The 26,812-nt window shown below is 73.0% G+C and carries 14 protein-coding genes; 5 read left to right on the forward strand and 9 right to left on the reverse strand.

What is annotated here, in order from left to right; all coding sequences use genetic code 11:
- Positions 1-564: 564 nt before the first annotated feature.
- Positions 565-1,113 (reverse strand): response regulator, encoded by a 549-nt coding sequence (locus tag WMF27_RS07225; RefSeq protein WP_437769654.1) that lies wholly within the window; start codon positions 1,111-1,113, stop codon positions 565-567.
- A gap of 21 nt (positions 1,114-1,134) precedes the next feature.
- On the opposite strand from WMF27_RS07225, the gene WMF27_RS07230 reads away from it, so the two are divergent.
- Entirely contained in the window at positions 1,135-2,502 is a 1,368-nt protein-coding gene (locus WMF27_RS07230; protein WP_437769653.1) for a sensor histidine kinase, read from the forward strand.
- 139 nt (positions 2,503-2,641) lie between these two features.
- Entirely contained in the window at positions 2,642-4,681 is a 2,040-nt protein-coding gene (locus WMF27_RS07235) for a membrane dipeptidase (RefSeq protein WP_437769652.1), read from the forward strand.
- A gap of 190 nt (positions 4,682-4,871) precedes the next feature.
- Here the strand turns inward: WMF27_RS07235 and WMF27_RS07240 are convergent, their stop codons facing one another.
- The 3 genes from WMF27_RS07240 to WMF27_RS07250 form a co-directional block, all read right to left on the reverse strand.
- A complete protein-coding gene (locus tag WMF27_RS07240; protein ID WP_437769651.1) occupies positions 4,872-6,293 on the reverse strand; it encodes a serine hydrolase domain-containing protein in 1,422 nt (473 codons plus the stop codon).
- Positions 6,294-6,878: 585 nt separating this feature from the next.
- Complete coding sequence (locus WMF27_RS07245) at positions 6,879-8,186, reverse strand: efflux RND transporter periplasmic adaptor subunit (protein WP_437769650.1); 1,308 nt, start codon at positions 8,184-8,186, stop codon at positions 6,879-6,881.
- The gene (locus WMF27_RS07250) at positions 8,183-11,350 is read right to left on the reverse strand and encodes an efflux RND transporter permease subunit (RefSeq protein ID WP_437769649.1); all 3,168 of its coding nucleotides are present in this window, start codon (positions 11,348-11,350) and stop codon (positions 8,183-8,185) included. The genes WMF27_RS07245 and WMF27_RS07250 overlap by 4 nt, the downstream gene beginning before the upstream one ends.
- Positions 11,351-11,476: 126 nt before the next feature.
- Here WMF27_RS07250 and WMF27_RS07255 point away from each other — a divergent pair, with 126 nt between their 5' ends.
- Entirely contained in the window at positions 11,477-12,460 is a 984-nt protein-coding gene (locus WMF27_RS07255; RefSeq protein ID WP_437769648.1) for a LysR substrate-binding domain-containing protein, read from the forward strand.
- 30 nt (positions 12,461-12,490) lie between these two features.
- On the opposite strand, the gene WMF27_RS07260 is transcribed toward WMF27_RS07255, so the two are convergent.
- The 4 genes from WMF27_RS07260 to WMF27_RS07275 form a co-directional block, all read right to left on the reverse strand.
- A complete protein-coding gene (locus WMF27_RS07260) occupies positions 12,491-14,659 on the reverse strand; it encodes a substrate-binding domain-containing protein (RefSeq protein WP_437769647.1) in 2,169 nt (722 codons plus the stop codon).
- A gap of 305 nt (positions 14,660-14,964) precedes the next feature.
- Complete coding sequence (locus tag WMF27_RS07265) at positions 14,965-16,287, reverse strand: hypothetical protein (protein ID WP_437769646.1); 1,323 nt, start codon at positions 16,285-16,287, stop codon at positions 14,965-14,967.
- Positions 16,284-17,351 carry a hypothetical protein gene (locus WMF27_RS07270; RefSeq protein WP_437769645.1) on the reverse strand — a complete coding sequence of 356 codons (1,068 nt, stop codon included), beginning with the start codon at positions 17,349-17,351 and terminating at the stop codon, positions 16,284-16,286. The genes WMF27_RS07265 and WMF27_RS07270 overlap by 4 nt, the downstream gene beginning before the upstream one ends.
- A gap of 315 nt (positions 17,352-17,666) precedes the next feature.
- Complete coding sequence (locus WMF27_RS07275; protein WP_437769644.1) at positions 17,667-18,257, reverse strand: hypothetical protein; 591 nt, start codon at positions 18,255-18,257, stop codon at positions 17,667-17,669.
- 149 nt (positions 18,258-18,406) lie between these two features.
- Between WMF27_RS07275 and WMF27_RS07280 the strand changes: the two genes are divergently transcribed.
- Both WMF27_RS07280 and WMF27_RS07285 read left to right on the forward strand, forming a co-directional pair.
- The gene (locus WMF27_RS07280; RefSeq protein WP_437769643.1) at positions 18,407-19,885 is read left to right on the forward strand and encodes a hypothetical protein; all 1,479 of its coding nucleotides are present in this window, start codon (positions 18,407-18,409) and stop codon (positions 19,883-19,885) included.
- A 58-nt stretch (positions 19,886-19,943) separates the two neighbouring features.
- A complete protein-coding gene (locus WMF27_RS07285) occupies positions 19,944-21,641 on the forward strand; it encodes a hypothetical protein (protein WP_437769642.1) in 1,698 nt (565 codons plus the stop codon).
- Between the two features lie 59 nt (positions 21,642-21,700).
- Here WMF27_RS07285 and WMF27_RS07290 read toward each other — a convergent pair whose 3' ends face one another.
- On the reverse strand, positions 21,701-26,719 hold the full coding sequence (locus WMF27_RS07290) for a sigma 54-interacting transcriptional regulator (protein ID WP_437769641.1): 5,019 nt from the start codon (positions 26,717-26,719) through the stop codon (positions 21,701-21,703).
- Positions 26,720-26,812 lie beyond the last annotated feature (93 nt).

A 26,812-nucleotide genomic window follows, 5' to 3' on the forward strand; every position in this document is an offset into this window, starting at 1 on the left:
GCGGTTCCGCGCAAAACCTGCTATCGGCGGCGCGCCCGCGCGCGCGCGCCTGGTCGGTTGGTCGGTTGGTCGGTTGGTCGGTTGGTCGGTTGGCCGGCTGGCCGGCTGGCCGGTTGATCGCGTCGCGTCGTCGTGGCGGTCCAGCGTTGCGTGGTCGCTCGGGCGCGCGCCTGCTCGCGCCGGGGCACCGGATCACCACCCGCTGCTGCCACGGCAGCAGCCCGGAAGCTCTCGGCCCCGCGTTCCGGCCCGGTCCGGCGCGGCATGGGGGTTGCTGACCGCGGGCGTTCGCCGGCGCGGGGCTCGCCGCGGCGCGCAGGACGTCCAGCGCGGCGGCGGCGGCGAGCCCCGCGCCCGCCGAGCCCGCGGCCGCCGAGTAACGGCCGAGGAGAGACAACCACCATGCGAGAGCTCGATAAGCCATCTCACGAACGAGCTCAACCCGTTCGCGGCGACACAGGGGCAGTGACGGCGCCGGCCGCGGCGCGTCTCGCTCGCCACCGCTCGCGGTAGAGGAGGAACTGGCCGTGGTTCACGGCCCGCGCGCGGCGGCGCCGGCCTCTCCTACGATCGCCGCCGGAGGATGTGCTGGAGCAGCTGGCGCGAGACGTTCAGGAGCTTCGCCGCCTTCCGGCGGTTTCCTCCGGCGCGCGCGAGCGCCTCGTCGACCATGACGGTGCGCACCTGCTCCTCGACGTCCTGGATCGACGCCCGCCCCACCGCCGCGCGCACCTGAGGCCGGAGATCGGGCGGCCGGGCCAGCGCGTCGTCGATCGTGCGCTCCAGCTCCTCGAGGCGCAGCGGCTTCGCCAGGAACGAGCGCACGCCCATCTGGGCGAGCCGGAACGAGACCGCCGGGCTCGCCGAGCCGCTGATGGCCACGATCGTCGGCGCGACAGCGCAGGTCATGGCCCGCTCCACGACGTCGACGGCGTTCCCGTCCGGGAGCATCACGTCGGCGATGATGCCTTGAAACGCCCCGTCTGCGAGCGCGCGATGCGCCTCGGCCACCGACGCGCACGCGACGACCTCGGCGCCGCGCGCCTCGAGCGCCTCGCGCAGCGCGCGCCTGAGCCTCGCGTCATCCTCCACGACCAGCCAGCGTAACATCATATGGTAGCATGCTCCCGGTTCATGGGGGCGCATAGTCTCAAGAGGGCCGAGCTGGCCAGCGTCCCGGCGCTGTCGGCCGTGTCGGCCGTGTCGGCCGTGTCGGCCGTGTCGAGTCGCGCGCAGCTCGACGCCCTCATCACGCGCGAGGCGCTGCGGGGTGAGCGCACCGCCTCGATCGCGCGGAGCGTCTTCTGCGCGGCCCTCCTCGCGCGGTTCCTCGCCGTCGGGGGGTTGGCGCCGTCAGGCTCTCACGCGCGCGCGCTCATCGAGGTTCCGCTGCTCCTCGGCGCGGTTGTCGCCTCGCTGTACGTCTGGTGGCGGAGCCGGAGGGCCGATGCCCCTTCTCACCTGATCCTCGTCTCGGTCGGCCTCGACGCGCTCCTGTGCTTTCTGGCGCTGCTGCCGAACGTGCTCTGGCCCTGGGACGGCTACCCTGGAATTTTGCACTTGCTCGATATGGCCGCGCTCCTGATCACGGTGTCCGTGAGCGCGTTCCGGCTCGTCCGCCGGGCGGTGCTCCTCGCGACGGCGGCGAACGCGCTCTCCGCGCTCGTGCTCATCGTGCTCGACCGCGCGCTGAACGGCGGCCACCACGACGACTTCTGGGCGCCGGCGTCGCTGCTCTTCCTCCTGCTCCTGACGGCCGCCAGCGCGGCGCTCCTCGCCACGACGCGCACGGTCCGCGTCGTCGAGCTCGGGGCGCGCTCCGCGCTGCGCGCCGAGCGCGCGCAGCGGAACCTGAGCGTCATGCTGCACGAGCACCACGACGTGAAGACCTCGCTCTCGGCCGCCCTCATCGACACCGATCTCCTCCGGCGCGAGCTCCTTCGGGTCGAGTCCGCGAGCGCCGAGCGCATGTTGCGGAAGCTGGAGCAGCTCCGCGAGAGCATCGAGGATGTCGCCTCGACCATGGGGCACATCCGCGATCGGACGGTGCGCGAGCTCGACGCGCTGCGCGCGACGGCCCCCGCCGAGATCGGCGAGGCGACCCGCGGCGCGCTCCGGGTCGTCCGGCGGCGCTACCAGGCGGTGAACGTCGACGTCACGGATCGCGCGGAGCGCACCGCGGTCCTGTTCGCGGGGGGGCACGACGTGCTGGAGCGAGTGCTCCTCAACCTCCTCGTCAACGCGTGCGAGGGGACGGGCGAGCGCGGGGCGTCCAGCGTGACGCTGGACGCGCGCCCGCTGGGCGGCGGGCGGGTGGCCATCGAGGTGAAGGACGACGGCCCCGGGTTCCACGACACGCCGAGCCCGAAGCCGGGTGGGTCCGGACTGGGGCTCGGCTTCGTGGCCGGCATGGTGGAATCGAGCGGTGGGCTCGTCCTGCGCGCCAACCTCCCGGAAGGCGGCGCCAAGGTCACCATCGAGCTGCTCGAAGCGCCTGTGTGACGACGGAGCGCGCGGCGCGCAGACAAGGAGGCAAGAAAATTTGCCCTCATCGCGCCGCTGGCCGCGCGGTACGCCTCGGAGGCGAAGTGGGCACTCGCACGGGCTCCGTCGCTCGCAAACCTCGGAAGGATGACTCGGCATGAAGAAAACCAGCCCAATGACAGGCCCTGCGTCGGCTCCAACCTGGATTGCGATCGCCGCGGCCGCGGTGACGTTCGCGGCCTCCGGCCCCGCGAGCGCGCAGGCGCGGCGTTCGCCGATCTTCGATCCCGCGCTGAACGCTCCCGGCCGGCCGCTGCGCGGGTTCGCCGATCTCCACACCCACCCGATGGCGCACCTCGGCTTCGGCGGGCGCGCGCTCCACGGCGCTCCCGACGTCGACGTGCTCATGGCGCCGGGGACCATCTACGACCCCAGCGGTCAAGGCGTGTCAGGCGCCACGTGCAATGCGTCGGCGCGGCGCGCCGCCAGCATCGCGGAGGCGCTGGGGACCAGCTACAGCACCCACCGGGGTCACGATTTTCTAACGAACAAGTGCGGGAATCACGTCCGCCAGCTCGTGCTCGGGGAGATGGCGAAATCCCACGGCATCCGCTCGTTCGAGGTCGAGCGCCCCGTGGGCTATCCGACGTTCGCGCACTTCCCGGCGCACAACGATATTCTGCACCAGCAGATGTGGGTCGACTGGATCCGCCGCGCGAAGGAGGGCGGCCTCCGGGTGATGGTCGCGCTGGCGGTCAACAGCCGCACGCTCGCCCACGGCATCGAGGCAAACCCGCCCATCGACGACAGGGCGTCGGGCAATCTCCAGATCGAAGAGCTCGTCCGCTTCGTCGGCAAGCACGACACGTGGATGGAGATCGCGCGTTCATCCGCCGATCTCCGGCGCATCGTGGAGAAGAACAAGCTCGCGGTGATCGTCGGTGTCGAGCTGGACGACATCGGCAACTTCGTGTGGAACAAAGCGTCGCCCACGGAGGCCCAGATCCGCGCGGAGATCAAGCGCCTCCACGTCCTCGGCGTGCGCTACGTGTTCCCGGTCCACCTCACCGACAACCTCTTCGGCGGCACCGCCGCTTACGAGGACGAGGTGGCGCGCGCCAACCGCTTCCAGACCGGGAAATGGTGGGACCTCGAGTGCTCCCGCGGAGAGGGCATCACGAAGCAGATCCAGTCGGGGAACGACCTCTTCAAGCTGATGAAGCTCGGCGACGCCGGCGGTCACATCCCGCTCCCGAGCTGCCAGCCGGGGGAAGGCCACAAGAACCGGCTGGGGCTCCTGCCCATGGGCCGAGTCGCCCTCAACGAGATGATGAGGCTCGGGATGGTCATCGACATCGATCACATGTCGCAGAGGATGGTGAGCGACGTGCTCGCGCTCACCCGAGCGACGCCCGGCGGCGCGTATCCGCTCGTCTCGGGGCACAACGGGCTCCGCGGCTCGAGCGGCAACGAGAACGGCCGGACCAACGCCCAGTACAGGGAGCTCGCCGCGCGCGGCGGGCTCGCGGGCGTCGGCTTCGGCGACTCCGATGCACGGACCTTCCTGCGGAACGCGGCCGCCGTGGCGGCGATCACGTCCGGCGGCAAGGCGCTCCAGATCACCCTCGGCTCGGACATCAACGGGATGGTCGTCATGCCGCGCTCTCCCGAGTGCCAGGCGCCCCGGGACCGGGTGGTGACGGTGCCAGGCGACGCCTGGGGCCACCCGCCCGCGCAGCTCCGGTGCACAGGGGCCGAGATCGACGTGCGCTCCGCGCGCATCGGCTGCCTCGACATCCAGACCAGCGGAAACCTGACGGGCCTCGTCGGCCGCGCGTGCAACGACAGGACGTCCTGCTCTTACAAGGCGCCGACTCCCGACGAATACCGCCGCGCCGGTGTCCAGGCCGCGACGCGCGCGTTCTGTACGCAGGCCATGGAGATCGTGTATCGATGCGTCGATCCGGCGGCCAGTGCGTGCGTCGATTACTCCAGCTTCCCCAGGGCCCGGATGGGGAGCCGCTCGTGGGATTACAACGAGGAGGGGGTCGTTCACATCGGGCTCTTCCCGGATTTCCTCAAGCACGTCGAGGCGCTTCCGGGCGGAGAGCAGCTCATCGACCGGCTCTACGGCGGAGCCGAAGGCTTCGCGCAGATGTGGGCGAAGGCCGAGACGGTCGGCCGCTCCGTCCCCTGATCCGCGCACGTCCGTCCCGGGGTTGGTCGGTGTCCGTCGCTCCAGCGGGGTGGCCGTCGCGTTGCGGAGCTCGTACGAGCACCGTGATCGGGTATGGAGGTGGTACCGCACGGTCAGAGACGCGATGAGGGCAAACGTTCCTGCCCCACCTGGCAATGGTCCGGCCCGCGCGTCGTCTCCGCGGGCCGGGTCACCAGGCGAGGGACCCGTGGACCTTGGTCATGACCTCGTTGGCCCGGATGTCACCGAGCATCCAGTCGAAGTCCTCCCAGGACATCTTGCCCGTCGACGGGTCGACGGTGAAGTGGTCGAAGCCCGGCAGCCCGTGGTTCGTGAGCAGGATCGTGAACATCTCGCGGCTCGGCTCGGGATCGACCACGATGAGCGTCCCTGCGGCGCCTGTCTTGCTGTAGGCGACGGTCGATGTCGACTCCCCACCGGGCCACATGCCTGCGTCCCACATCTCCCAGCCGTACCCCTTGCGCGAGTAGAGCAGGTTCTCGGAGTACGTCCAGGCCGACCTGTTGAGGTGGAGCGAGCCTGTCTGGGTCGTGGTCATGTCGAGCACGGCCTGGGCGGGGAGCATGTTGCGTACGCAGATGTTGAGAGGCCACTGGTTGCAGCTGTAGACGTGCTTGCCCCGGTTCAACAACATCTGGGCGAACTTCGCCAGATCGCTCGCGGTCGAGAACAGGCCGTCGCACCCGGTGAGGTGCTCGGCCGGGTCCGGGCCGTCCCCTTCGAGGAAGTAGTCGGTCTCGTCCTGCACCTCGCCCCGGAGATAGCGCTCGCGCGCCGCGGACCACGCCGTGCCGACGAAGCGGTCCTCCTTCTCCGGCATGTTGAGCCACGGCTGAAAGCCCGTGTCATTCATTTGCAGCGGGTCGAAGATGTAGGTCTTCATCAGGTTCTGGAGCGAGTCGCCGCCGACCGTCTCCAGCACGTGGCCCAGGAGCCGAAAGCCGAGATCGCTGTAGACGACCTTCGTCCCCCGCGGGTGGGCCAGCGGCGCGTCGAGCATCGAGTGCCAGGGGTCGACGTCGTCGAAGAGGCCGTTCGGGTTGGTGTCGTCGAAGTAGTCGACATCCTCCCCCGATATATAGCTCATCAGGTCCCTGATCGTGACAGAGCTCTTGTTGTTGACCGAGGAGACGGCGAACTCCGAGAAATACGTCGCGACCGTGTTGTTGATGTTGAACCCCGGGTAATCCCCGGACTCTTGCATTCTCATCGCGAGAAAGACGGTGAACGGCTTGGTCATGGACTCGAGATCGAAGATCCCATCGAGCGGCATCGGCACCGAGGGCATGCTCGGATCGTCCTCGTTCAGGCCGTCTCTCGTCCCCACGGCGGTGTGGAGCACGACCCGGCCCCGGCGGGCGACCAGGAGGACCGCGCCATTGATATCCCCGTCGTCCACCGCATCCTCCAGCTCGTTGACCGCCTGGTCGAGGAGGGCGCTGGACAGACCCACCGATTCCGGTGTGCCCGTGCGGACGGAGTAGAAGACCGCCGGCTGCTGAGGATACGTGTCTTGGGCGTGCGCCGACGGCGCCATGCCGACGAAGGCGGCGGCCGCGGCTCCACAGAAGATCAAGCTACTGGCTCTCATGTTCGCGATTCCTTTTTTGAATGGTGCTGCAGCCTCAGCGCGGGGCGGGGCGAAGGGCCGTCGGGATCATCGGCTGCGGTCTCGGAGCGCCTCTTCGCCCGCGTCCCGTCATGGGCTTATCCACCCTTCGTGCCAGCGGGCCGCACGGCGCTCCGGCGAGCAGCGCACCCCGCGCGGCGCGCGCGCCGTGGTGGCCGCGACGACGGCCGGGCGCCCCTCAGCGGCGGTCGTGACGCCGCCTGGAGCTCGCGAAAATGCGTTTCATATCAGCCACTTGCGCGCTCATAACACCCCCCCCCGGTAGCGCCGCGCCGGGCGCCGCCCCCGCCTGGCGCCGCGCCGCTCGCGAGGAGGAGGGGAGAGGCTCGGCGCGCTGCTGCGCCGCACGAAGGCACGCTCGGAGGCGTGACATCGTGACATCGTCAGGCGTGACATCGTGACATTGTCACAGCGTGACATCAGTATCTTGGCGTCGTATGGCGTCTTGGCGGCCCCGTCATTCCGGCAGGATTGGGTAAGTACCCCACCACCCGGCGTTCTCCAGGGCGCTGCTCACGCAGGAGCTCGACGCGAACGAGGCTGGCTTCAGCGGTTAGGCCCGCCCGGAGGCGGGGGCGGCGGCCCTTCGGGGAGGATCTCGACCGCCATCCCCTCGCTCAGCTCCGCGCTCGCGAGCTTCACGACCCGCTCGCTCCCGTCGAGCCCGGTCGACACCTGGATCGTCGCGCCCGTGTCGCGCTCGACGACGATCGGCGCGAAGCGGATCCTGCTCGCGGGGTCGATGACGGCCACGCGGAGCCCCTTGGCGTCGTTGTAGAGCGCCGTCGCCGGGATCTCGAGCACGCGGTGCGGCGTGGGCAAGGTCAGCGCGACCTCCGCGTACATGCCCGCGAGGAGCCGGCCGTCGGGGTTCGGCACCCGCACCTCCGTGTTCATCGTCCGGGTCGCCGGGTCGAGCGCGCCGGCCGTGCGCGCGATCGTGCCCTGGAACGGCTGGCCCGCGAACTCGCGCACCGTGACCTTCGCGGGCGCGTCGACCCGCACGCTGGGCGCCACGCCCTGCGGGACGCCCACGAAGACGCGCACGGGGTCGGTCGCCGCGATGGTGAAGAGCGGCGTCCCGTTGCCCGCCGTGACCAGCGCCCCGCGCTCGGTCGTGCGCGAGGTGACCGTCCCCGCGAACGGCGCGACGACCTTCGCGAACTTCTTCTGATCCAGGATGCGCTGGACGTTCGCCTGCTGCGCGGTGATCGCCGCGCGCGCCACGGTGACGCTCGCCTCGGCGACGTGCGCCTGCCCCTGCCGCTGCTCGAGCTCCTCCTGCGGCGCCACGCCCGCGGGGACGAGCTGCTCGTAGCGCTTCACGCTCGACCTCGACAGGTCGCGGTTGGCCTCGGCCTGCACGAGGCCGGCGCTCGCCTGCACGAGCTGCGCGCGGGCCTGCGCGAGCTCCTGATCGAGCTCGGGCGTGTCGATCTCGGCGAGGATCTGCCCCTCCTCGACCTTGTCGCCGATGTCCGCGGTCCACCTCCGCACGTAGCCGCTCACGCGCGGGTAGACGACCGTCTCCGCGAGGGGCTGGATGCTCCCGGGCAGGACGAGCGCGCGGTCGCTCGACACCGGCTGCGGCGCGACGACCCCCACGCGCGGGGCCGCGCCCTCGGCGGCCCGGGCGCCCTGCTCGAGCGCGGCGCGGGCGTTCCGGCGGGGCAGGTAGGCCGCGGCGAACGCCGCCCCGAGCACGACGACGAGGCCCACGCCGAGGGCGAGGCCGCGGGTCCTCGTCAGCGCGGCGGGCGGCGGCAGATCGAACCCGAGGTCGTCGGCGGGGCTGCCCGGGGACGGGGGAGCGGACGTCGGGGAGGCAGGGGCGCGGCGGGCGGGGGAGCTCATAGGTCCTCTGCGAGCAGGTCTCTGGCCGGGGCCTTGTTCCGGAGGAGGCTGTACATCACGGGCACGAAGAAGAGCGTGCTCAGCGTCGCGACGAGCAGGCCGCCGATGACCGCGCGCCCCAGCGGGGCGTTCTGCTCGCCGCCCTCGCCCAGGCCGAGCGACATGGGCAGCATGCCGAAGATCATCGCGAGCGCCGTCATGAGCACCGGCCTGAGGCGCGTCATGCCCGCGGCGAGGGCCGCGGTGCCCGCGTCGCGGCCCAGCTTGCGCTGGTCGTTCGCGAACGTCACGACGAGGATGCTGTTCGCCGTGGCGACGCCGACGCACATGATCGAGCCCATGAGCGCGGGCACGCTCAGCGTCGTGTGCGTCACGAAGAGCACCCACGCGATGCCCGCCACCGCGCCCGGGAGCGCCATCAGGATGATGAGCGGGTCGAGCCACGACTGGAAGTTCACGACCATCAGCAGGTAGACGAGCACGACCGCGAAGAGGAGCCCGTAGCCGAGCCCCGTGAACGAGGTGTCCATGCTCTCCGCCTGCCCCTTGATGGTCACCCTCGTCCCGCGCGGCAGCTCGGGCCTGAGCTCGTCGACAACCCGCGCGACGGCGCCCGCGACCGAGCCGAGGTCGGTGCCGTCGACGTTCGCCTGGACGTCGAACGTCCTCGCGATGTTGTAATGGGTGATGTTCGCCGGCCCGGTCGCGCGCGACATCGACGCGACGTTGGAGAGGAGCTGGGGGCGGCCGTCGCCGGTCGACAGCGGCGTGGCGTTCACGTCGTCGATGGACGCCATCGCGTACTGGGGCGTCTGCACGGCGACGAGGTACTGCACGCCGCGCTTGTCCAGCCAGTAGGTCGGCGACGTCTGCCCGCTCGACGAGAGCGAGACGAGCACGTCGCTCGCCACGTCGCGCTGGCTGAGCCCCAGCTGGTCGGCCATGGTGCGGTCGACGTCGATGCGGAGCTGTGGCCGCGCCGGCACCTGCGCGAGGTGGACGTCGACGGCGCCGGGGATCCTCTCCATGCGATCGGCGATCTTCCGCGCGACGGCGTAGGTCTCGTCCTCCTTGCCGATCGGGCCGACCACCTGGACGTTGATGGGCGCCGCGAGGCCGAAGTTCAGCACCTGCGTCGAGATGTCGGGGGCGAGGAAGAAGAACGTCGTGTCGGGGTACGCCGCGTTGAGCCTCGCGCGGAGCGTCCGGACGTGGTCCGCGGTGGGCCGGTGGTGCTCCGCGAGCGCGATGAAGATCTGCCCGTCGGCCGACGAGATCTGCGCGCCCTCGCTGAGCGACAGGTTGATGCCGCTCGCCGGGATCCCGATGCTGTCGAGCATCGTGCGGATCTCGCCCGGCGGGAGCGCCCCGCGGATGGTCTCCTCGATCCGGGCGAAGCGCCGCTCGCTCTCCTCGAGGCGGGTGCCCGGCGGGCCGCGCACGTGGAGCTTGATGAGCCCCGCGTCGACGGTCGGGAAGAAGTCGCGGCCGAGGAGCGGGATCAGCGCGACCGAGGCGGCGACGAGCGCAAGGAACGCCCCGACGAACAGGGCGCGGTGCGCGAGCGCCCACGCGAGCCACCCGCCGTACGCCGCCCGCAGCCGGTCGAAGGCGCGGTTGAACGCGGCGAAGACGCGCCCGAAGAGGCCCTCTGGCGCGGCGTGGCCGTGCGCGTGCTCCGCCGCCTCGCGCTCGAGCAGGAGGCGCACGAGCGTCGGGACGAGCGTCCGCGACAGGAAGTACGACGTGAGCATGGCGAAGACGACCGCCATGGCCATCGGCACGAAGAGCGACCGCGCGGCGCCGGTGATGAAGGCGACCGGCACGAAGACGATGCAGATGCAGAGCGTGGAGACGAGCGCCGGGACGGCGATCTCCTGCGCCCCGTCGACGATGGCGCGCAGGAACGGCTTCCGCTGCCCGAGGTTCCTGTGGATGTTCTCGATGGCCACGGTCGCGTCGTCGACCAGGATGCCGACGGCGAGCGCCATCCCGCCGAGCGTCATCACGTTGAGCGTGTGGCCGAGGGCGTTGAGGGCGATGATCGAGACGAGGATCGAGAGCGGGATGCTGATGACGACGATGAGCGTGCTGCGCCAGCTCCCGAGGAACAGCACGATCATGAGCGCCGTGAGCCCCGCGGCGATCAGCGCCTCGTGCACGACCCCGGAGACCGCGGCGCGGACGAACACCGACTGATCGAAGAGCAGCGAGACCTTGAGCTCCTTCGGGAGCTTCTCCAGCGTGGCCGGCAGCATCGCGTGGATGCGCGAGGCGACGTCGAGCGTGCTCGCGCTCCCGTTCTTGAGGACGCTCAGGAGCACGCTGCGCTTGCCCTCCACGTGCACCATGTTCGTCTGCGGCGCGTTCCCGTCGCGCACGCTCGCGACGTCGCGGAGGGTGATGGTCCTGCCGTTCACCGTCCTGAGCGGCAGCTTGCCGAGCTCCTCGAAGGCCGCGGGGCTGCTGTTCAGGATGACGGGGTACTCGTTCTCCCCCATCTTCGCCGTGCCGGAGGGCAGGGTGATGTTCTGCAGCCCGAGCGCCGCGTTCACGTCGCGCGGCGACAGCCCCCAGGCGAAGAGGCGCTGCGGGTCGATGTCGACCATGATCTGGCGCTGCTTCCCGCCGTACGGGTACGGGATCTGCGTGCCCCGGATCGTCGCGATGTCGGCGCGGATGAAGTTGACCGCGTAGTCGAAGAGCTGCTGCTCGCTCAGCGACTCGCTCTCCAGCGCGGCCTGGAGGATCGGCACGTTCGAGGCGCTGTAACGGATGATGAGCGGCGGGCTGATCCCGGGCGGCATCTGGCGGATCGCGGTCTGCGAGATCGCCGTGACCTGCGCCGTCGCGGCCTCGATGCTGGCGCCGGGCTGGAGGAAGATCTTGATGATCGAGATGCCGGTGAGCGACTGGCTCTCGATATGATCGATGTCGTTGACGGTCGTGGTGAGGAAGCGCTCGTAGTTGTTGACGATGCGCTTCTCCATCTCCTCGGGGGGGAGGCCGCCGTAGTTGAAAATCACGGACAGGACCGGGATGTCGATGTCCGGGAAGATGTCCGTCGGCATCCGGGCGACGGTGAACACGCCCAGGATGACGATCAGCATCGACATCACGATGAACGTGTAGGTGCGTTGAAGCGCGATCCGGACGAGCCACATGGGCCAATTCCCGTCCCCCTCCGGAGCGCCCCGGCCGGGGGTGGCGCCTGAGGGCAGGCTCCGCATTTAGGGTGCCCTTGACGTTCGTCCAATCTATTCTTTCGTATCACACGATACCTTCAAGGTATGGATCTACGCCACCTCCGGTACTTCACGGCCGTCGCCGAGGAGCGGCACTTCGGCCGCGCGGCGCAGCGGCTCGGCATCGCCCAGCCGCCGCTGAGCCGGCAGATCCAGGATCTCGAGTCCGAGCTCGGGTTCTCGCTCTTCGATCGCTCGCGGCGGCGCGTCGAGCTGACGCCCGCGGGCGCGGTGCTCCTCGCCCACGTCCGGCGGGTCTTCGACGCGCTCGAGCTCGCGGTGCACGAGGCCCGGCGCGCGAGCGTGGGCGAGACCGGGCGCCTCGTGGTCGGGTACCTGTCGTCGCTCGCCTACAGCGGCATCACCGAGCTGGTCCGCACCTTTCGCGGGGAGCTGCCCGCGGTGGAGCTCGCGCTCCGCGAGATGCCGCCGCAGGAGCAGATCGAGGCGCTCAAGGACGGGCGCATCGACGTCGGCTTCGTGAGGGCGCCGCTCCACGACGCCCGGCTCGCGTCCGAGTGCGTCCGGCGCGAGCCGCTCCTGGTCGCCCTGCCGGCCGATCACCCGCTCGCCGCGCGGAAGCGCATCCCGCTCGAGCTCCTGTCGCGCGAGCCGTTCGTCGTGTTCCCGCGCCAGCGCGGGTCGGCCTTCTTCGACCTGGTGATGGGGCTCTGCCGCGCCGCGGGCTTCTCCCCGCGCATCGCGCAGGAGGCGCTGCACCTCGACATCCTGAGCCTGGTGGCGGCGGGCTTCGGCGTCTCTATCTTGCCGGAATCCATCAAGAATATCGGTCGCAAGGGGCTCGCGCTGCGGCCGATCGTGGGGGCGCCGTCGACCGATCTGCTCGTCGCGTGGCGCGCCGACGACGCCTCCCCCGCGCTCCGGCGGTTCCTGTCGTTCGTGCGGCGGGTCGGCGTCAGCAAGGGCAAGCCGCGCGCGGCGCGCGGCGCGCCGGGGGAACCTGGGGAAGGCAAGCGCGGCCGCCGTGCCCGCGGGGCCGCTGCGGCGAGGCCGGACGCAGCGGAATAGCGGCGCCGAGGCGCGGCGCGCGCCGGGGGCTCAGGCCCGGGGGCCCGGCGGCGCGTCGAGCGGCTGCCGCCTGCGGCGCAGCGCCGAGAGCGCGCTGCCGAGGGTCTGGTGGAGCGTCATCCCCTGGAGGTCGATGCCGAGGCGGATGAACCCCTGCGCGACCTGCGGCCGCATCCCCACGACGATGACCTCGGCGCCGAGCAGGAGGGCGGCGCGGGTCGTCTTCATCAGCGACGCCGCGACCTGCATGTCGGCGAAGGGCACGCCGGTGATATCCATCAGCAGCACCTCGGCTTCCTTCTGGCTGAGCTCCGCGAGCACCACCTCGAGCACGTGGCGCGCGCGCTCCAGGTCGATGGCGCCGACGAGCGGCACGAGCAGCACGCCCTCGTCGAGCGGGATGACCGGGCACCCGAGCCGGCGCACGTCGTCCGCGAGGGCGCGCTCGCGCTCGTAGGCGGCGCGCGCCTGCTGCTCCTGCTCGATCAGCGACTCGATCAGCGACGCGCGCTCGAGCGCCGCGGTGAGCATCGCCACCCACATCTCCATGTCCCGGTGATCCAGCCCGAGCGGGCTGCTCACCGGGGCGCAGACGGCGAGGATGCCGCGATCCTCGCCCTCGCTGCGGAGCGGGATGAGCCGGAGGACGTGGTCGCTCCGCTGGGCGGCGGCAGGCAGCCAGTCGCCGCGCGGGAACGCCTCGGCCGCGACGCGCGCGCCCGCTTCCGGCATGGCGGCCGCCGCTCCGGGGGAGCAGCTCTCGACGACCCGCAGCAGGGGACCCGTGTCCCCGGGCGCCTCCCACACGGCGAGGCAGCCCCAGCTCATCTGCACCGCGGAGAGCCAGCTCAGCTTGCTCCCGCCGCTGCCCACGTCCGCGAGGAGCGTCTCCCGGATGACGAGGTTGATGTCGAGCAGGCCGTTCAGGTAGTCGGCGCGGGCCGCCTCGATCGCGACCCGGCCCTCCATCATGGCGCGCCGGGCCCCCCGGATGTACGTCGCCACGCGCCGCTCGGCACCGGCGTCCGCCGCGCCGCGGAGCATCGCCTGGCCGGCCCGCTCCAGCCGGTCGACCATCTCGAGGAGCTGGTCGATGTCGGGCATCTGCTCCGCGGCCTCTCGCCAGGCCCGCTCCAGCGCCGCGGCAGCGGGGCCGGGCCTGCCCCAGACGGCCGCCTCGAGCCCGAGGACCACCTCCGTCGCGCCGGGCCAGGCCTCTTCCGGCGGCGAGCTCGGATCGAGGGCCGTCGCGGCGCTCGCGAGCGCCGCGAGCTCCCGCGCGAGCGCGCCGGCCTGCGCAGCGGCGCTGCGGGCCGACGCGGGCACGCGGGAGCTCGCCGCGGCGCTGCGGGACGACGGGGGCGCGTCGCGCTGCGCCGGGGCGGGTGAGCAGCCGCAGGAGCGGCGCAGGACCAGGGTCGTCGGCGCGATGTGCCCCGCGCAGGGGAGCTCCCGCCCGGCGAGGAGGTCGATGAGCAGCTCGGCGGCTGTCCCGCCGAGCCGGTCGAACCGCTGGCGGACCGTCGTCAGCGGCGGCGAGGCGTACCGGGCCGCCTCGATGTCGTCGAACCCGACGAGCGCGATGTCCTCGGGGACGCGGATGCCTGCCTCGGCGAACGCGTCGAGGACCCCGAGCGCCTCCTTGTCGGCCGACATGAACATCGCGGTGCAGGTGACGCCCTCCTCCAGCAGGCGCCGCACGGCGAGCCGGCCGCTCGCCCGCTCGTTGTTCGGAAGATCGAAGACGAGCTCGGGGTCGAACGAGATGCCGCGCTCCTCGAGCGCGTCCCGGTAGGCCTGGAAGCGCTGCCGGATGTCCTCGTGCGCCATGTGGCCCGCGAAGACGATCCGCTCGTGGCCGTGGTCGAGCAGGTGGCGTACGGCCGAGAGGGCGCCACCGTGGTTGTCGGGCAGGATGTAGGGACAGCGCGCGTCGTCGTTTGCGCGCGCGCTGAGGGTCACGACGGGCCGGCCGTCGTCGAGGAAGGGCTCGAGTTCCGCCGCGTCGATGAGCGCGATCCACCCGTCGACCTGGTCTCGCGCGAGCCGCAGCCTGTGGACGTCTCGCGGGGACGCCCTGATGGCGATCACCCGATATCCGGCGCGCGCGGCGGCCGGCTGGATACCGCCGAGAAGCTCGCAAACATAGCTGCCCCAGATGTCGGGGCACATGATGCCGATGGCTCTATCGAGCGACATGGTGGCAGCATCCTCGGTGGTCCTCAGCGCCCGCGTTCCGTCGTGACGCGAGCACAAACGAAACCTGGTAGCACGCGACACCTGTGTGGCCATGCCGCTCTGCGGCGCGCTCGCGGCGGGAGCGAGCGCTCGTCGTCTCGAGCTCCCGCGTTCCCGCGTCCCCACGTCCGGCGCCCGGTCGCCTGCTGATGGCCGTGCTGTGCGGCAAGCGGCGCGAGTATCGGATGGACGGCGGTGCTTGTCAGCTCCGATTGTCGCGCGCCGCGGCGGGCGACCTCATGGGGCCCGCGCCCCGCTGGCCCATGTCATGGTCTCCCCTGCCCGGACTTCGAACCGCACGTGTCGTCCTCGGAAGAGCACACCTTGCCTGTGCGCAGGTCCACGAAGTACCACGCGAGCGTCATCAGCATCGGGGAGGTGTTGCACGGCGGGGCGAGGTGCATCCGGACGTGCGCGCTCGCCCTGTCGACGCTCTCGGCCCGGAACGCGATGCAGGAGGCGCCGGCGGGCCCTCGTTGCTTCAGCGCCCAGGCCCTGGCCAGGAGGACGGCCCTTTGCCCCTTCCGCTCCAGGTCCTGGAGAAATCGCTCGATGGGCACGTAGGCCTTGCCGTCGTGCCACATCACCGCGCCGCGCCGCATATCGACGCGGAATCGCTCCGTGGCGCAGATGCGGCTCGCCGGTGAGCACGTCCCCCCGGCCCGGGCGACGAGATCGAAGGCGTGGCCGTGGGATGCCTCCAGCGTGAGCGAATCGACCCCGGACCATTTCCACTCGAGCAGCTGGCCGAGCGCGGTGACCGCCGGGTGATGGTCCCGGTACCAGCTCGCCTTGAACGCCTCGTAGCCGCGGAGCTCGCCGTTGTCGTCCCACGAGAGCTCGCGCGTGCGCCTGTCGACGCGGAAGCGCGCGAGCCGCTTGCGGCCGTCGGGCGAGAGCACGGACACGTGGAGGTGCATGGCCGTCTCGCCCTCGACGCGCAGCGCGGTCGTGCCTCCCCAGGCGATGGCGTCGTCGATGAAGCGCTTCTCCAGCGCCGAGACGGCTGCTCTCAGAAACTCCTCGCGCGCGGCGAAGAACTCGCGCATCGGCCGGGGCGTAGCTTCGTCCCACCAGCGCACGGTGCCAGCGCGCCTGTCGACGGCGAACGTGGCGAACGGCGCGAGGCGCGCGCTGAACGGAGCGCACTGGACGGGGCCGCGCTCGCGCCGGTGCAGCGCGACCATCGCCAGCCCGGCTGCGTCCTGCTCCGGCGCCAGCTCCCAGCACTCCGCCGGCAGCTTCTCCACGCTCACCCGCGGCGTCAGCCACGTGTCCTGATCGTCGGCCGCGCTCGCTCTCGGGGCGGCGAAGAACGGGGCGAGCGCCTCTCTCGCGAGGTCCGTGGCGTCGTCCGCCGGGAGGGCTGTGGCGGGGGCCGTGGGAGCGCCGTGCGTCGCGGGCCGCGCTGCCGGCCGAGGTGCCAGAGGTCCTCTCGCCCCGGGCGCGGGTGCCGCGCACGCCGTGAGCGCGAGCGACAGGCAGGCCGCGCAAGAGAGGGCCAGTCCGCGCAGGCGCCGCCACGCCGGCCGCGCGATCGCCGCGGCGAGCATCCCGCTCTCGACCGAGCCGCTGCCCGGATTTCTCATGGCTTCCCCCTCGAGAACACGCGCTCGACGCAGCGGTCCGTGCCCTGCTTCGCCAGGAGGACGTGGGTGGTCGCGGTGGACCGGGCGGAGCCCGGGCGCGTCAGCCGCAGCTCCACGTCCTCGCACTTCGAGGGATCCTCCCCGTCGGGGCCCTCGCACGCGCCGAGCTGCGGTGTCGACGCGAGCCCTGGCAGCGCTGCGCGCAGCTCCCGGTGCCAGCGCTCGCCCGCGGGCGGCGATGCCGCTGGGCAGAGCCAGCGTTCGGCCTCTGCCCACTCGAGCCCGAGCCAGGCGTACACGAACGACTCCGCGTCAGGCGCGAGGGGCGGCGCTCGACGCACGCTGTCGCCTTCCACCGTGTAGCGCGCGGCGAGGGCGTCCCAGCGCGGGTACCATGGGAGGAAGGTCGGGTCGCCTGTCCAGCGCAGCGTGAAGCCGCTGGCCGACGCAGCGAGGGTGTAGCCGGCCGGCATGTGAAATCGGAGGCTGTTCGCGAAGGCCGCGCGCGGGTGCAGCGGGTCTGTTCCCTCCAGCAGCACCCTCGTGGTCAGCGTCCTCCAGAGCGAGACGCAGGACGACTCCGCGCTCGAGACGGCCAGCGCCCAGCGCCCCTTCGGTTGGCCCGTGAGGAAGCCGTACGACAGCCGGTTTCCCTCCGACGTCCGCTCCGACGGATCGCTCTCGTGAGCGAGCGCGAGGCGAAAGCCCGCCTGGGCCCGCTCGAAGACGTAGAGAGACGAGTCCTCGCCGCACGGGACCGCGAGCGTCAGGAGCGCGACCCGGAGCTCGGGGTGCGCCGCGGGCTGCTCGACGCGGAGGTCGAGGAGGCTGCCCCACCGCCGTTCCTCGCCGGCGGGGCGGACGCCGAGCCGCCCGAGCTCCGCCATCGCGCGCGCGCGTGCGTCGTCGGGCGCGCCCTCGGCTGCGTCGAGCGCGCGCCCGACGACGCCTCGGAGCTCGGCCTTCAAGGCGCGGAGCAGCGCGGGAGCTCCCGCGGGGGGCGCGCTCAGCCCGATGCCTTCCGCGCTGGTGTCGAGCGCGGCGAGCGCCTGCATCGTGGCCACGACATCGGGGGGAAGCGGCGCTTCGCCCGGGGCTGGCCCTGGCGGGGGCGCCGGCGTCCTCTGGCCCTCCGCGGGCAGCGGGCGCGGTGGTGTCGCGTCTTCCTGCCGAGGCGGCGCGGGTGACCGGCGCGCTCCGCTCACGGGCAGAGCTCCGGGTGGAGATCCTGCCGTGCAGGCGAGCTGCCAGAGCAGCGCGGCGGCCAGAGCGCCGCCTCCGGCGCGCAAGCGAGGAGCTCGGGATGGGCTCGGGGACATCGGCGCAGCCTAACGCCGATCCCGGGTCTCCGATTCCTTCGGCAGCGATTGGGTCGCGGCTCAGGTCCCGTGCGGCGAGCGTTGCTCGGAATCGCTCGAAAAGAGAAACGCCTGCTGCTCGAGGGCCACGCGCCCCTTGCGCTTCGGCCGGCGCGGCGGCGCCCCGGACTCCGCCGGCTCGCCCTCGGTCTGCTCGGCGCAGCGCGGGCAGACGGCGGGCGGCGCGGGCGGCTCCGGCGCCGCGATCTCGAGCCGGGGCGGCGAGGGGGGTTCCGGCGCCGCCTCGGGCTGCGGTTCGACCGGATCCGCCCGCTCGATCTCGGCGCGACCGCGCGCGTGCTCGGCGGTGACCAGGGCGCGGAGGGCGCGGGCGGCGGCGCGGTGCTCGGCGGCGGCACGGCGCAGGCGCGCGACGAGCTCCAGCGCTGCCCGCGGCGGCGCGTGGAAGCGGGCGCGCTCGCGGTGCGCGCAGCCGTCATGACCGCGGCCGCTGCTGCCGCAGTCGATGCAGATGAGATCGAGCGCGAGCGGCTCCCGGACGGCGGAGCTCGGCTCGTCCGCCGCGGTGTCGTCGGGCGGGATCGCGTCGATGGGTTCCTCGGCGGGCGGCAGCTCTTCGACGACGGCGGCGGCGGCCTTGCGGGAGCGCATGCCGATCGGCTAGCAGATCATTGAACGGATGTACAGTTGTGCCTGGCGCTCGTGGCGCGTGGACCCTCCGGGGTTGGCGGACGCCCGGGCATGGCGGACCAAGGAAACGCCTGTGTCTGCCGTGTCCATTGTGATTGAATCCCTGGTTCATGGCTCGGGATGCGGTCACGCCGCTCGGCAGGGAGGCGCTCTCGCAGTACACCCGCGATGCGCTGATCGACCTGGCTGACCGCGAGCTGGCCCGCACGGCGGAGCCGCTCGTGTTCCTCGCGGAGGCGTCGCGCGGTGAAGCCGCGCTCGACGACCGGATCGCGTCGCTCTACGAGCGCGCGCTGCGGTCTCCGTCTCCGCTGGTCAGGTTCCATGCGGCCTGGTGCGTCCACGACACCAGAGCTTGCTGGGCCCGGTTCATCCCCGTCCTGCAGGCCGCCCGCGAGGCAGAGGACGACGAGCCGAACCGGGAGAACATCGATGCCGTGCTCGACCTTCTGCAGACCGAGCTCCGGGAGGAGGAAGAGGAGCAGATCCGGTGGGCGCACCCGGGGCTCGCTCGCGTCGAGTACGACGTGACCAGGCGGCGAGCGCTGTCCAGCGAGGAGCTCACGTCGCTCGAGCAGGCCGTCGACTTCCTGCGCATGCCGTACGATATCCACCCTTGGTACTCCGAGCGGAGCCTGAACATGTCGCTGGAGCGCGCGCTCGCGTCGCTTCGCCAGCTCGAGCGCTGGTGGGACGAGATCGCGCCGTCGTTCCAGTCCGAGGCCCCCTATCGACACGCGGATCCGTTCATGGACGAGGACAGCATCCACCCGCTGGGGGCCTACATCATCAGCAGCCAGTTCCTGTGGCATTATCACGAGTCGGACGAGGCGGAGCGCCATCTCCTCCGCTCCTTCCACCTGGCGGAGACGCTCATGACGAGGGGGCGGGGCGGAGCGGCTCAGGTCATGCCGCGCGCGCCTCTGAAGGAGCGGTATCTGGACAACGTGTCGCGGGCGTACCACGACCCGCGCCTTTACACGGTCAATCATTTCTACCTGGGAGAGCTCCACGAGCGCCGGGGCGCTCATGAGCAGGCCGCGCGGCACTACGCGCGCTTCGCCGAGCTCGAGCCCGATTTCTCCCCGAGGAACTCGTATTCCTCCCACCCGGATTACTACGACGTGAAGCGGTTCTATCCGGGGACGGTCGAGGCGTATGGCAAGCTCGGAAACCTGTACCGCGATCGGCTGGGCAATCCGGATCGGGCGCGGTTCTACTACGAGGAGGCCCTGCGGCTGAGCCCGTCGCACCACACGCCGTACCGGGAGTACGCGCGCCTCCTGCAGCAGGCCGATCCTCGCGGGGCGCTCGATCTCCTGCGGCAGGAGATCGAGGTGCTGACCTCCTATCCGGATCCCGATCCGAGCCCGAGCTCGCGCTGTCTTCCGTTCGAGCCTCGGGAGGTGGTCGAGCGGTTCCATGCATGGCGCTCTCACCCGATGGCGCCGTGTCACGAGGTGGACGTCGTGGCGCGGTCGGTTCTCCGGTTCCTGAAGGGCCTTTCTGTCGAGCCATACCGGTTCGGGTACCCCGAGTGGAATGAGCTCGCGCAGCAGGTGGAGAGCGCCTCGTCTCCGAGCGCGTGACCCCGGGCGCCGTCGTGGCGCTGCGTCCGGCGGGGGGCCGACGTGGTAGCCTGCCGGCATGATCCTCCCGCTCGCGCCGCTCGCGCAGAGGAGCGCGCTGCCCCGGCCAGCCCGCGGCGCCCGGCTCGCGCGCGTGGCCTTCCTCGCCGGGGCGGCCGCGGCCTGTCTCGCGCTCGGCTGCCAGAACATCCTCGGCATTCACGACGTCTCGCGCGACGGGGCCGGCGGTGACGGCGGCGCTGGAGTCGGCGGCGGCGCCGCGTCGGGCGGAGGCGGAGGGGGCGGCGGCGACCTTTCCGCACACGGCAGCGGCGGCGGGGCGCCGCAGGCGGGCTTCTCGATCGCGCTCGACCCGGCGGCGGCGCGCGTGGTGCGCGGCGGCTCGACGTCGCTCACCGTCGCCGTCACCCGCTCGGACGACTTCGCGGGCGACGTCGAGCTCTCGCTGTCGGGGCTGCCGAGCGGCGTCACGGCGAGCCCGGTCGTGGTCCCGGGCGGCGAGGCCGCCGGCGTGCTCACGCTGACCGCGGAGCCGCTCGCGGCGGTCGGCGGCGCCGCACCCTCGCTCGTGGCCAGCGCGCCCGGGCTGGAGGATCGGGTGCTGCCGGTCTCGCTGCTCGTCGCCGATCCGCCGGGGACGCTCGATCAGTCGTTTGATGGCGATGGAATCGCGACCAGCGGAACGCCCCACGAGGCGCGCGCCATCGTCGTCCAGGAAGACGGCAAGATCCTCGTCGCCGGCATCGACGGAGCGACCTGGGGTCTTGCTCGCTTCCTGCCGAGCGGCGTGCTCGATCCGGAGTTCGGCACAGCGGGCCTCGTCGTCGGCCAGGAGGGAACGGTCAAGTCGCTGGCCCTCCAGCCGGACGGGCGCATCCTGGCCGTGGGGACGCGGAACGACCAGCTCGCGGTGGTCCGGTTCAACGCGAGCGGCGGGCTCGATCAGGCCTTTGGCGCCAGCGGGGTCGCGAGGCTCGAGCCTGCGCTGATCAGCGGCTCGGAGGGCTTCGACGCCGCCGTCCAGAGCGACGGCTGGATCATCGCCGCCGGCGTCGGGAAGCCGGGCAACCGCGGCATCGTCGTGCGGTTCTCTTCCATGGGCGATGTCGATCGCGACTTCGGCGGCTCGGGCGTCGTCTCGTTCGAGAACCGCCCGCTGCACTCGGTCGCGCTCGGAGAGGGCGGGCAGATCGTCGCCGGAGGAACCGAGCGGGACGCGGGCCCCACGTTCCTTGCGGTGCGGCTCGATCGCGACGGGGCGCTCGATCCCGGCTTCGGAACGGGCGGCATCGCCTATCTCTCGCAGACGCCCTACAACGATAACGACCTCGTCCTCGGGAGCGACGGCAAGCCGATCCTCGTCGGATACGCGCTCGACGGCGTGAACCACTATGCCTTTGCGCGCTTCAACGCGGACGGCTCGGCGGACACGACGTTCGGCGGGACTGGCATGGTGAACGCGAGCGGCGAAGAGAAGCCCTATGTGCGGGGCTACGGTGTCGCCCTCCAGGCCGACGGCAAGCTCCTCGGCGCGGTCGCGGGGGGCACCGTGGCCTCGGGCATCACGGCCTCGATCCTCCGGCTCCTGCCGGACGGCTCCAGGGACGCCGGGTTCGGCGCCGCGGGCGCCGTCGTGCTCGACGACCATCCGGACCAGAACTACCTCTACGCCATCGCCGTCCAGCGCGACGGCCGCATCGTGGCGGCGGGGAAGCGGTCGAGCCTGGGGCTCATGGTGGTGCGCGTGTGGGATTAGCCTCCTCGCTCGGCGTGGGGCGGCTGGTCACGGGCGCCCTGCTCACGCTGGCCTGACCCTCACTCCTTCCGCAAGAGCCCGTAGCGGGCGAGCTTCCGGTAGAGCGTCATCCTCGGGATCCCGAGGCTCCTCGACACCTCGCTCACGTTCCAGCGGGAGAGCTCGAGCGCGGCGCGGATCCGGTCCTCCTCGGCGCCCTGGTGCTCGGCGCGCGACCGGCCACGCGGCGCGGGCGCCGCCGCCGGCAGCTGGATGTCGGCCGTTCCGATCTCCGGGCCCGGCGAGAGCACGCACGCGCGCGAGAGCACGTTCTCCAGCTGCCTCACGTTGCCGGGCCAGCCGTACGACGAGAGCCGCCGGAGCGCGCCCCGGGACAGCCGGAACGCCGGGCGGCCCTGGCGCGCCGCGAGCTTCTCGACGATCGCCTGCGCGATCGCCGGGATGTCGTCGGGCCGGTCGCGCAGCGGCGGCAAGCGGATCTCGATGACGCTGACCCGGTAGTAGAGATCCTCGCGAAAGCGCCCCCGGGCGACCTCCTCCCGCAGATCCCGGTTCGTCGCGCAGACGACCCGCACGTCGGCCACCGAGACGCTCCGGTCCGACCCCACCGGCCGGATCGATCGCTCCTGCAGCGCGCGGAGCAGCTTCGCCTGCACGCCGAGCGGCACCTCCCCGAGCTCGTCGAGGAACAGCGTCCCGCCCCGCGCCGAGACGAACAGCCCGCCGTGATCGCGGACCGCGCCGGTGAACGCGCCCTTCACGTGGCCGAAGAGCTCCGACTCGAGCAGCGCCTCCGGCAGCGCGGCGCAGTTGACCGCCACGAACGGCCCGTCCCGCCGGGGCCCGCCCGCGTGGATCGCGCGCGCGACGAGCTCCTTGCCCGTGCCGCTCTCGCCGGTCACCGTCACGGTCACGTCGCTCTCCGCGACGCGCTCGCAGAGCGCGAGCACCGCGCGCATCGGCGCGCTCCTCCCGGCGATCTCCGGGAAGTCGCGGCGCGCGTCCGCCCGGGTCCGCTCGAGCGCGTGCGAGAGCCGCTCGATCTCGTCGGCCTGCGAGCGCATGAGCTCCGCGACCCGCCGCTGCTCCTCCTCGAGCGCCCGCGTGCGGTCCCGGAGCTCGGCCATCAGCCGGCCGTTGTGCAGCGCGACCGCGATCTGGTCCGCGAACGCGCCGAGCAGATCCGCGTCGCCCTCCGCGAACTTGCCGCGCTGGAACCGGTTGTCGAGGTAGACGGCGCCGAGCACCGCGCCGTGCGCGCGGATCGGCACGCACACGATCGACCGGAGCCGCAGGCCGTGCACGGACGCGTTCCCGTGGAACCGCTCATCGGCCAGGGCGTCGACGGTGAGCACCGCCTCCCCGCGCTCGACCACCCGCTTCGCGATCCCGTGGCTGAACTTGAGCTGGCTCTTGCCGACGCGCTCGCGATCGAGGTTCCGCGCGACCGCGACCTCGAGCTTGCCCTTCGCGTGGCCTCCCGGTTCCGGCGACGGCGACGGCGATGCGAGAATCACGAACCCCCGCTCGGCGCCGGTCAGCTCGATGGCCGCGTCCATGGCGAGGCGGAGCACCTCCTCCGCGTCGAGCGTCGAGCTCAGGCGCCGGTTCACCTCGAGCAGCTTCAGCACGAGCTCCATCCGGGCCCCCGGCGGCGCGGGCCCGCCGCGGAGCGCGGCCCGCCGGGGGTGCCGCCAGAAGACCTCGGCGAGCTCGGCGGGGAGCGTGCTCCCGATGCGCTCCCAGCACTCGAGCGCGGCCGTGCGGTGCCGCTCCGCCAGCGCCGTCGCCGACCGGAGGCGGAGCACCTCGGCGGACACCTCCTCGTGCTTCGCGTGGAGCTCGAGCTGCGAGACCCTCGCCACGAGGCCCGCGCCGCGCTGCACCTCCGCGAGGGCCGCGCCCGTGTCGCCGCGGGCCAGCGCGAGCTCCGCGCCCGCCGTCGCGTGGCGCAGCGCGAGATCCGCCGCGTCGGCCTCCCGGAGCAGCGCCGCGGCCTCGGCCAGCCGCGCGCCCGCCGCGGCCCTGTCCCGCGCCGCGAGCGCGACCTCCGCGGCGTGGATCACCGCCTCGCACGCCTCGCGCTTCGAGCCGCGCGCCGCGTGGCCGGCGCGGGCCTCCTCGAGCAGCCGCGCCGCCTCGCCGAGCGCGCCGCGCGCGGCGGCGATCTCCGCCGCGAGCCCGAGCGCCGCCACGGCGATCTCCTCGGGGGCCCTCGGGCCCTCGGGCGCTCGCATCCGCGCGACGGCGAGCTCGGCGCGCTCGAGCAGGCCGACGTCCGCGTGGATCTTGGCGAGGTTGAAGCGCAGGGTCGCCTCGGTCCGCTCCTTGGCGAAGGCGACCGCCGCCCGGAGCCCGCGCTCGTAGCAGCGCAGCGCCGCGCCCCAGTCGCCGAGCTGGTGCCTCGCCGTCCCCAGGTTGAGCGCGGCCGTCGCGAGCAGATCGCCGAGGCCCTCGGCCTCGGCCAGGTCGAGCGCCTCCTGGAACCCGCGCGCCGCCAGGGCCGCGTCGCCGGCGCGGTAGGCGTGGAGCGCGTGGTAGCTGAGCGTGCGGGCGCGGGCGCGGGGCGAGCCCGACGCCGGCCGCAGCGCGACGGCGCGCGCCAGGCTCTGGAGCGCCCCGGCCTGGTCGCTCAGGTACCCGAGCGCGAGGCCCAGCGTCTCGGCGAGCTCCGCGGCGGCCTCGCGCGCCTCGCCGCTCGCGGGCGCGCCCTCGTCCTCGCGCGCCTCGCCGCTCGCGGGCGCGCCCTCGTCCTCGCGCGCCTCGCCGCGCGCGGGCGCGCCCTCGACCTCGTGTGATCCGAGCGCCGCGAGCGCCCCCTCCGCCTCGCGCCGGGCCTCGTCGTAGCGGCCGAGGCGCAGCAGGCAGCGCGCGGAGAGGCCCGCGAGCCGCCCGCCCCAGGGCCCGGGCGAGAGGGCCCGCGCGCGCCCGAGCTGCCAGAGCGCCCGCTCGACCTTGCCGAGCTTCTCGTAGCAGCGCGCCGCCCGGTACGAGAGCTCCGCGCCGGCGTCGGTGGGCGGCCGCGCGCGCCTCGCCCGCGCGAGCAGCGAGAGCGCGCGCCGCGGGTCGCCGGCCGCCTCGATCGCGGACGCCGCGGCCACGAGCGTCCGCGGCGCCGGCAGGACCTCGCAGGCGGCGTCCGCCGCGCGCACCCAGGCGCGCGGCGCCCACTCGAGCATCGGCCCGGACGCGGCGAGCGCCCGCCGCGCCGCCTCGTGGTCGCCCGCGAGCACGAGCGCCCTCGCCCGGTCCGCCGCGCGCTGGCTGCGGACCGACGGCGCGAGGGCCGCCTCGTCGGCGCCGGCGAGCTGGGCCGCCATCGCGGCCGCGACCTCGCGCACGACGCCCGCGTCGAGCCAGGGCAGGAGCGCCCTGGCTTGCCCGGGCTGGCCGAGGCGGAACCCCTCGCCGTCGAGCCGCGCGAGCCCCGCGGCCTCGAGCGCGTCGAGCGCCGCGCGCCCCACGCCGAGCGCGGCGGCGGCCTCGGGCCCGAGCGGATCCGCGACCGCGAGCGCCGCGAGGGCGCGCGCCTCGCCGCGGTCGAGCGCCGCGACGCGCCGTCGCCAGAGCTCCGGGGTGCCCGTCGTGTGGACGAACCTGTCGAGCTCCGCCTCGCTCAGGCTGCGCTGCGCCAGCGCGGCGCAGAGCTCCTTGAGCGCGCGCGGCCGGCCGCCGCTCGCGCGCAGGAGGTCCGACGTGCGCGCCGCCGTGGCGAGGGGCGCGGTCCAGACCCGGACCGCGTCCTCGCCGAGCGGGCCCAGCGGGAGCTCGACGACCGCGCCGCTGCCCACGTCGAGCCGCTCCGCGGAGGCGATCAGCCAGAGGACGGCGTCGGTCGGCTCGGTCGATCGCACGAGCGCCTCGAGCAGCGCCCGGTCGTGCGCGCCCAGCCTGTGGGCGTCGTCGATCGCGAGCACGCGCGGCCGGCGCGGCGCGGGCGATGCGTACGAATCCCGCAGATCGCGCGGATCCCGCGGGGCGCGCCCCGCCTCGCCCTCGCGCCCGCGCGCCCCCGCGAGCTCGCCGCGGGCCCCGAGCAGCGCGTCGACGCCGGCCGGGAGCGGCGCGCCGCCGAGCGCCCGGACCAGCAGCGCGCGCAGCGGATCGTCGCCGCGGGGCGCGCCCTCGACGACCTGCGCGCGGAGCTGCGCGCGCCACTTGAGCTCGCGGAAGAGCCGCGATTTGCCCGCGCCTTCCTCGCCCGTGACGATCACCGCGCGCGGCCCGCGCTCGCCGCGGAGCAGCGCCTCGAGCGCCGCGCCGAACGCCTCGACCTCGCGCTCCCGGCCGACGATCTCGCCCGGCTCGCTCACGACGGCGGGCGCGCGCCGCGGCAGGCCGCCGGCGGAGAGGGCCTCGAGGACCTCCTCGACCCCGGAGGGGCGGCTCGCCGGATCCTCGGCGGTGAGCCGCTCGGCGAGGCGGCGAACGGCGGCGGGCGGCGCCCCGGAGAGGAGCGGGAACAGGGCCTCGAGCGTCCGCCCCACCGCGAAGAGATCGGAGCGCGCGCTCGGCGGGGCCCCCCGGAGGAGCTCCGGCGCGAAGAACCGCGCCGTCCCCGAGAGGTCCCCCGCGCCCGCGCGCATCCGCCGCGCCGCGCTGAGGTCGATGAGCACGCCCGCGCCGTCGTCCCGCACGAGGACGTTCTCGGGCTTGAAGTCGCCGTGGACGATGCCGGCGCCGTGGAGCCACCCGAGCGCGTCGAGCGCGTCGAGCAGGACGGGCAGGGCCGCGCGGAAGGCCCGCCCCCGCGCGTGCTCGGCCAGCGTCCGGCCCCGGATGAGCTCCGTCGTGGCGTACGTGAGCGGCTGGCCCGGCGCTCCGCCGGACGTCGTCCTGGCGAAGTCGTACGCGCGCGGGAGGCGCGGGTGAGCGCAGGCCGAGAGCAGCGAGAACTCCCGCCGGAACGCCTCGAGCGCGCCCGCGGAGCCGAAGCTCAGCGATTTCATCGCGACGTCGCGATCGAAGAGCCGGTCGCGCGCCTCGTAGACCGAGGCGAGCCCGCCTCGCCCGAGCGCGCGCACGACCTCGTAACGGCCATCGACCACGGCCCCTGGCGCAATGCCGCGGTGTACCATCGGTACAATATGGTACAGAATGGTACAAAATGGGGCCGCGATCTCCGCGGAACACCGCGGATCGCATTGGCGCGACTCTTGAACAGAGGGGCG

Origin of the sequence: Sorangium sp. So ce281 (assembly GCF_051527395.1) — a bacterium.
GTDB classification, from domain to species: domain Bacteria; phylum Myxococcota_A; class Polyangia; order Polyangiales; family Polyangiaceae; genus Sorangium; species Sorangium cellulosum_B.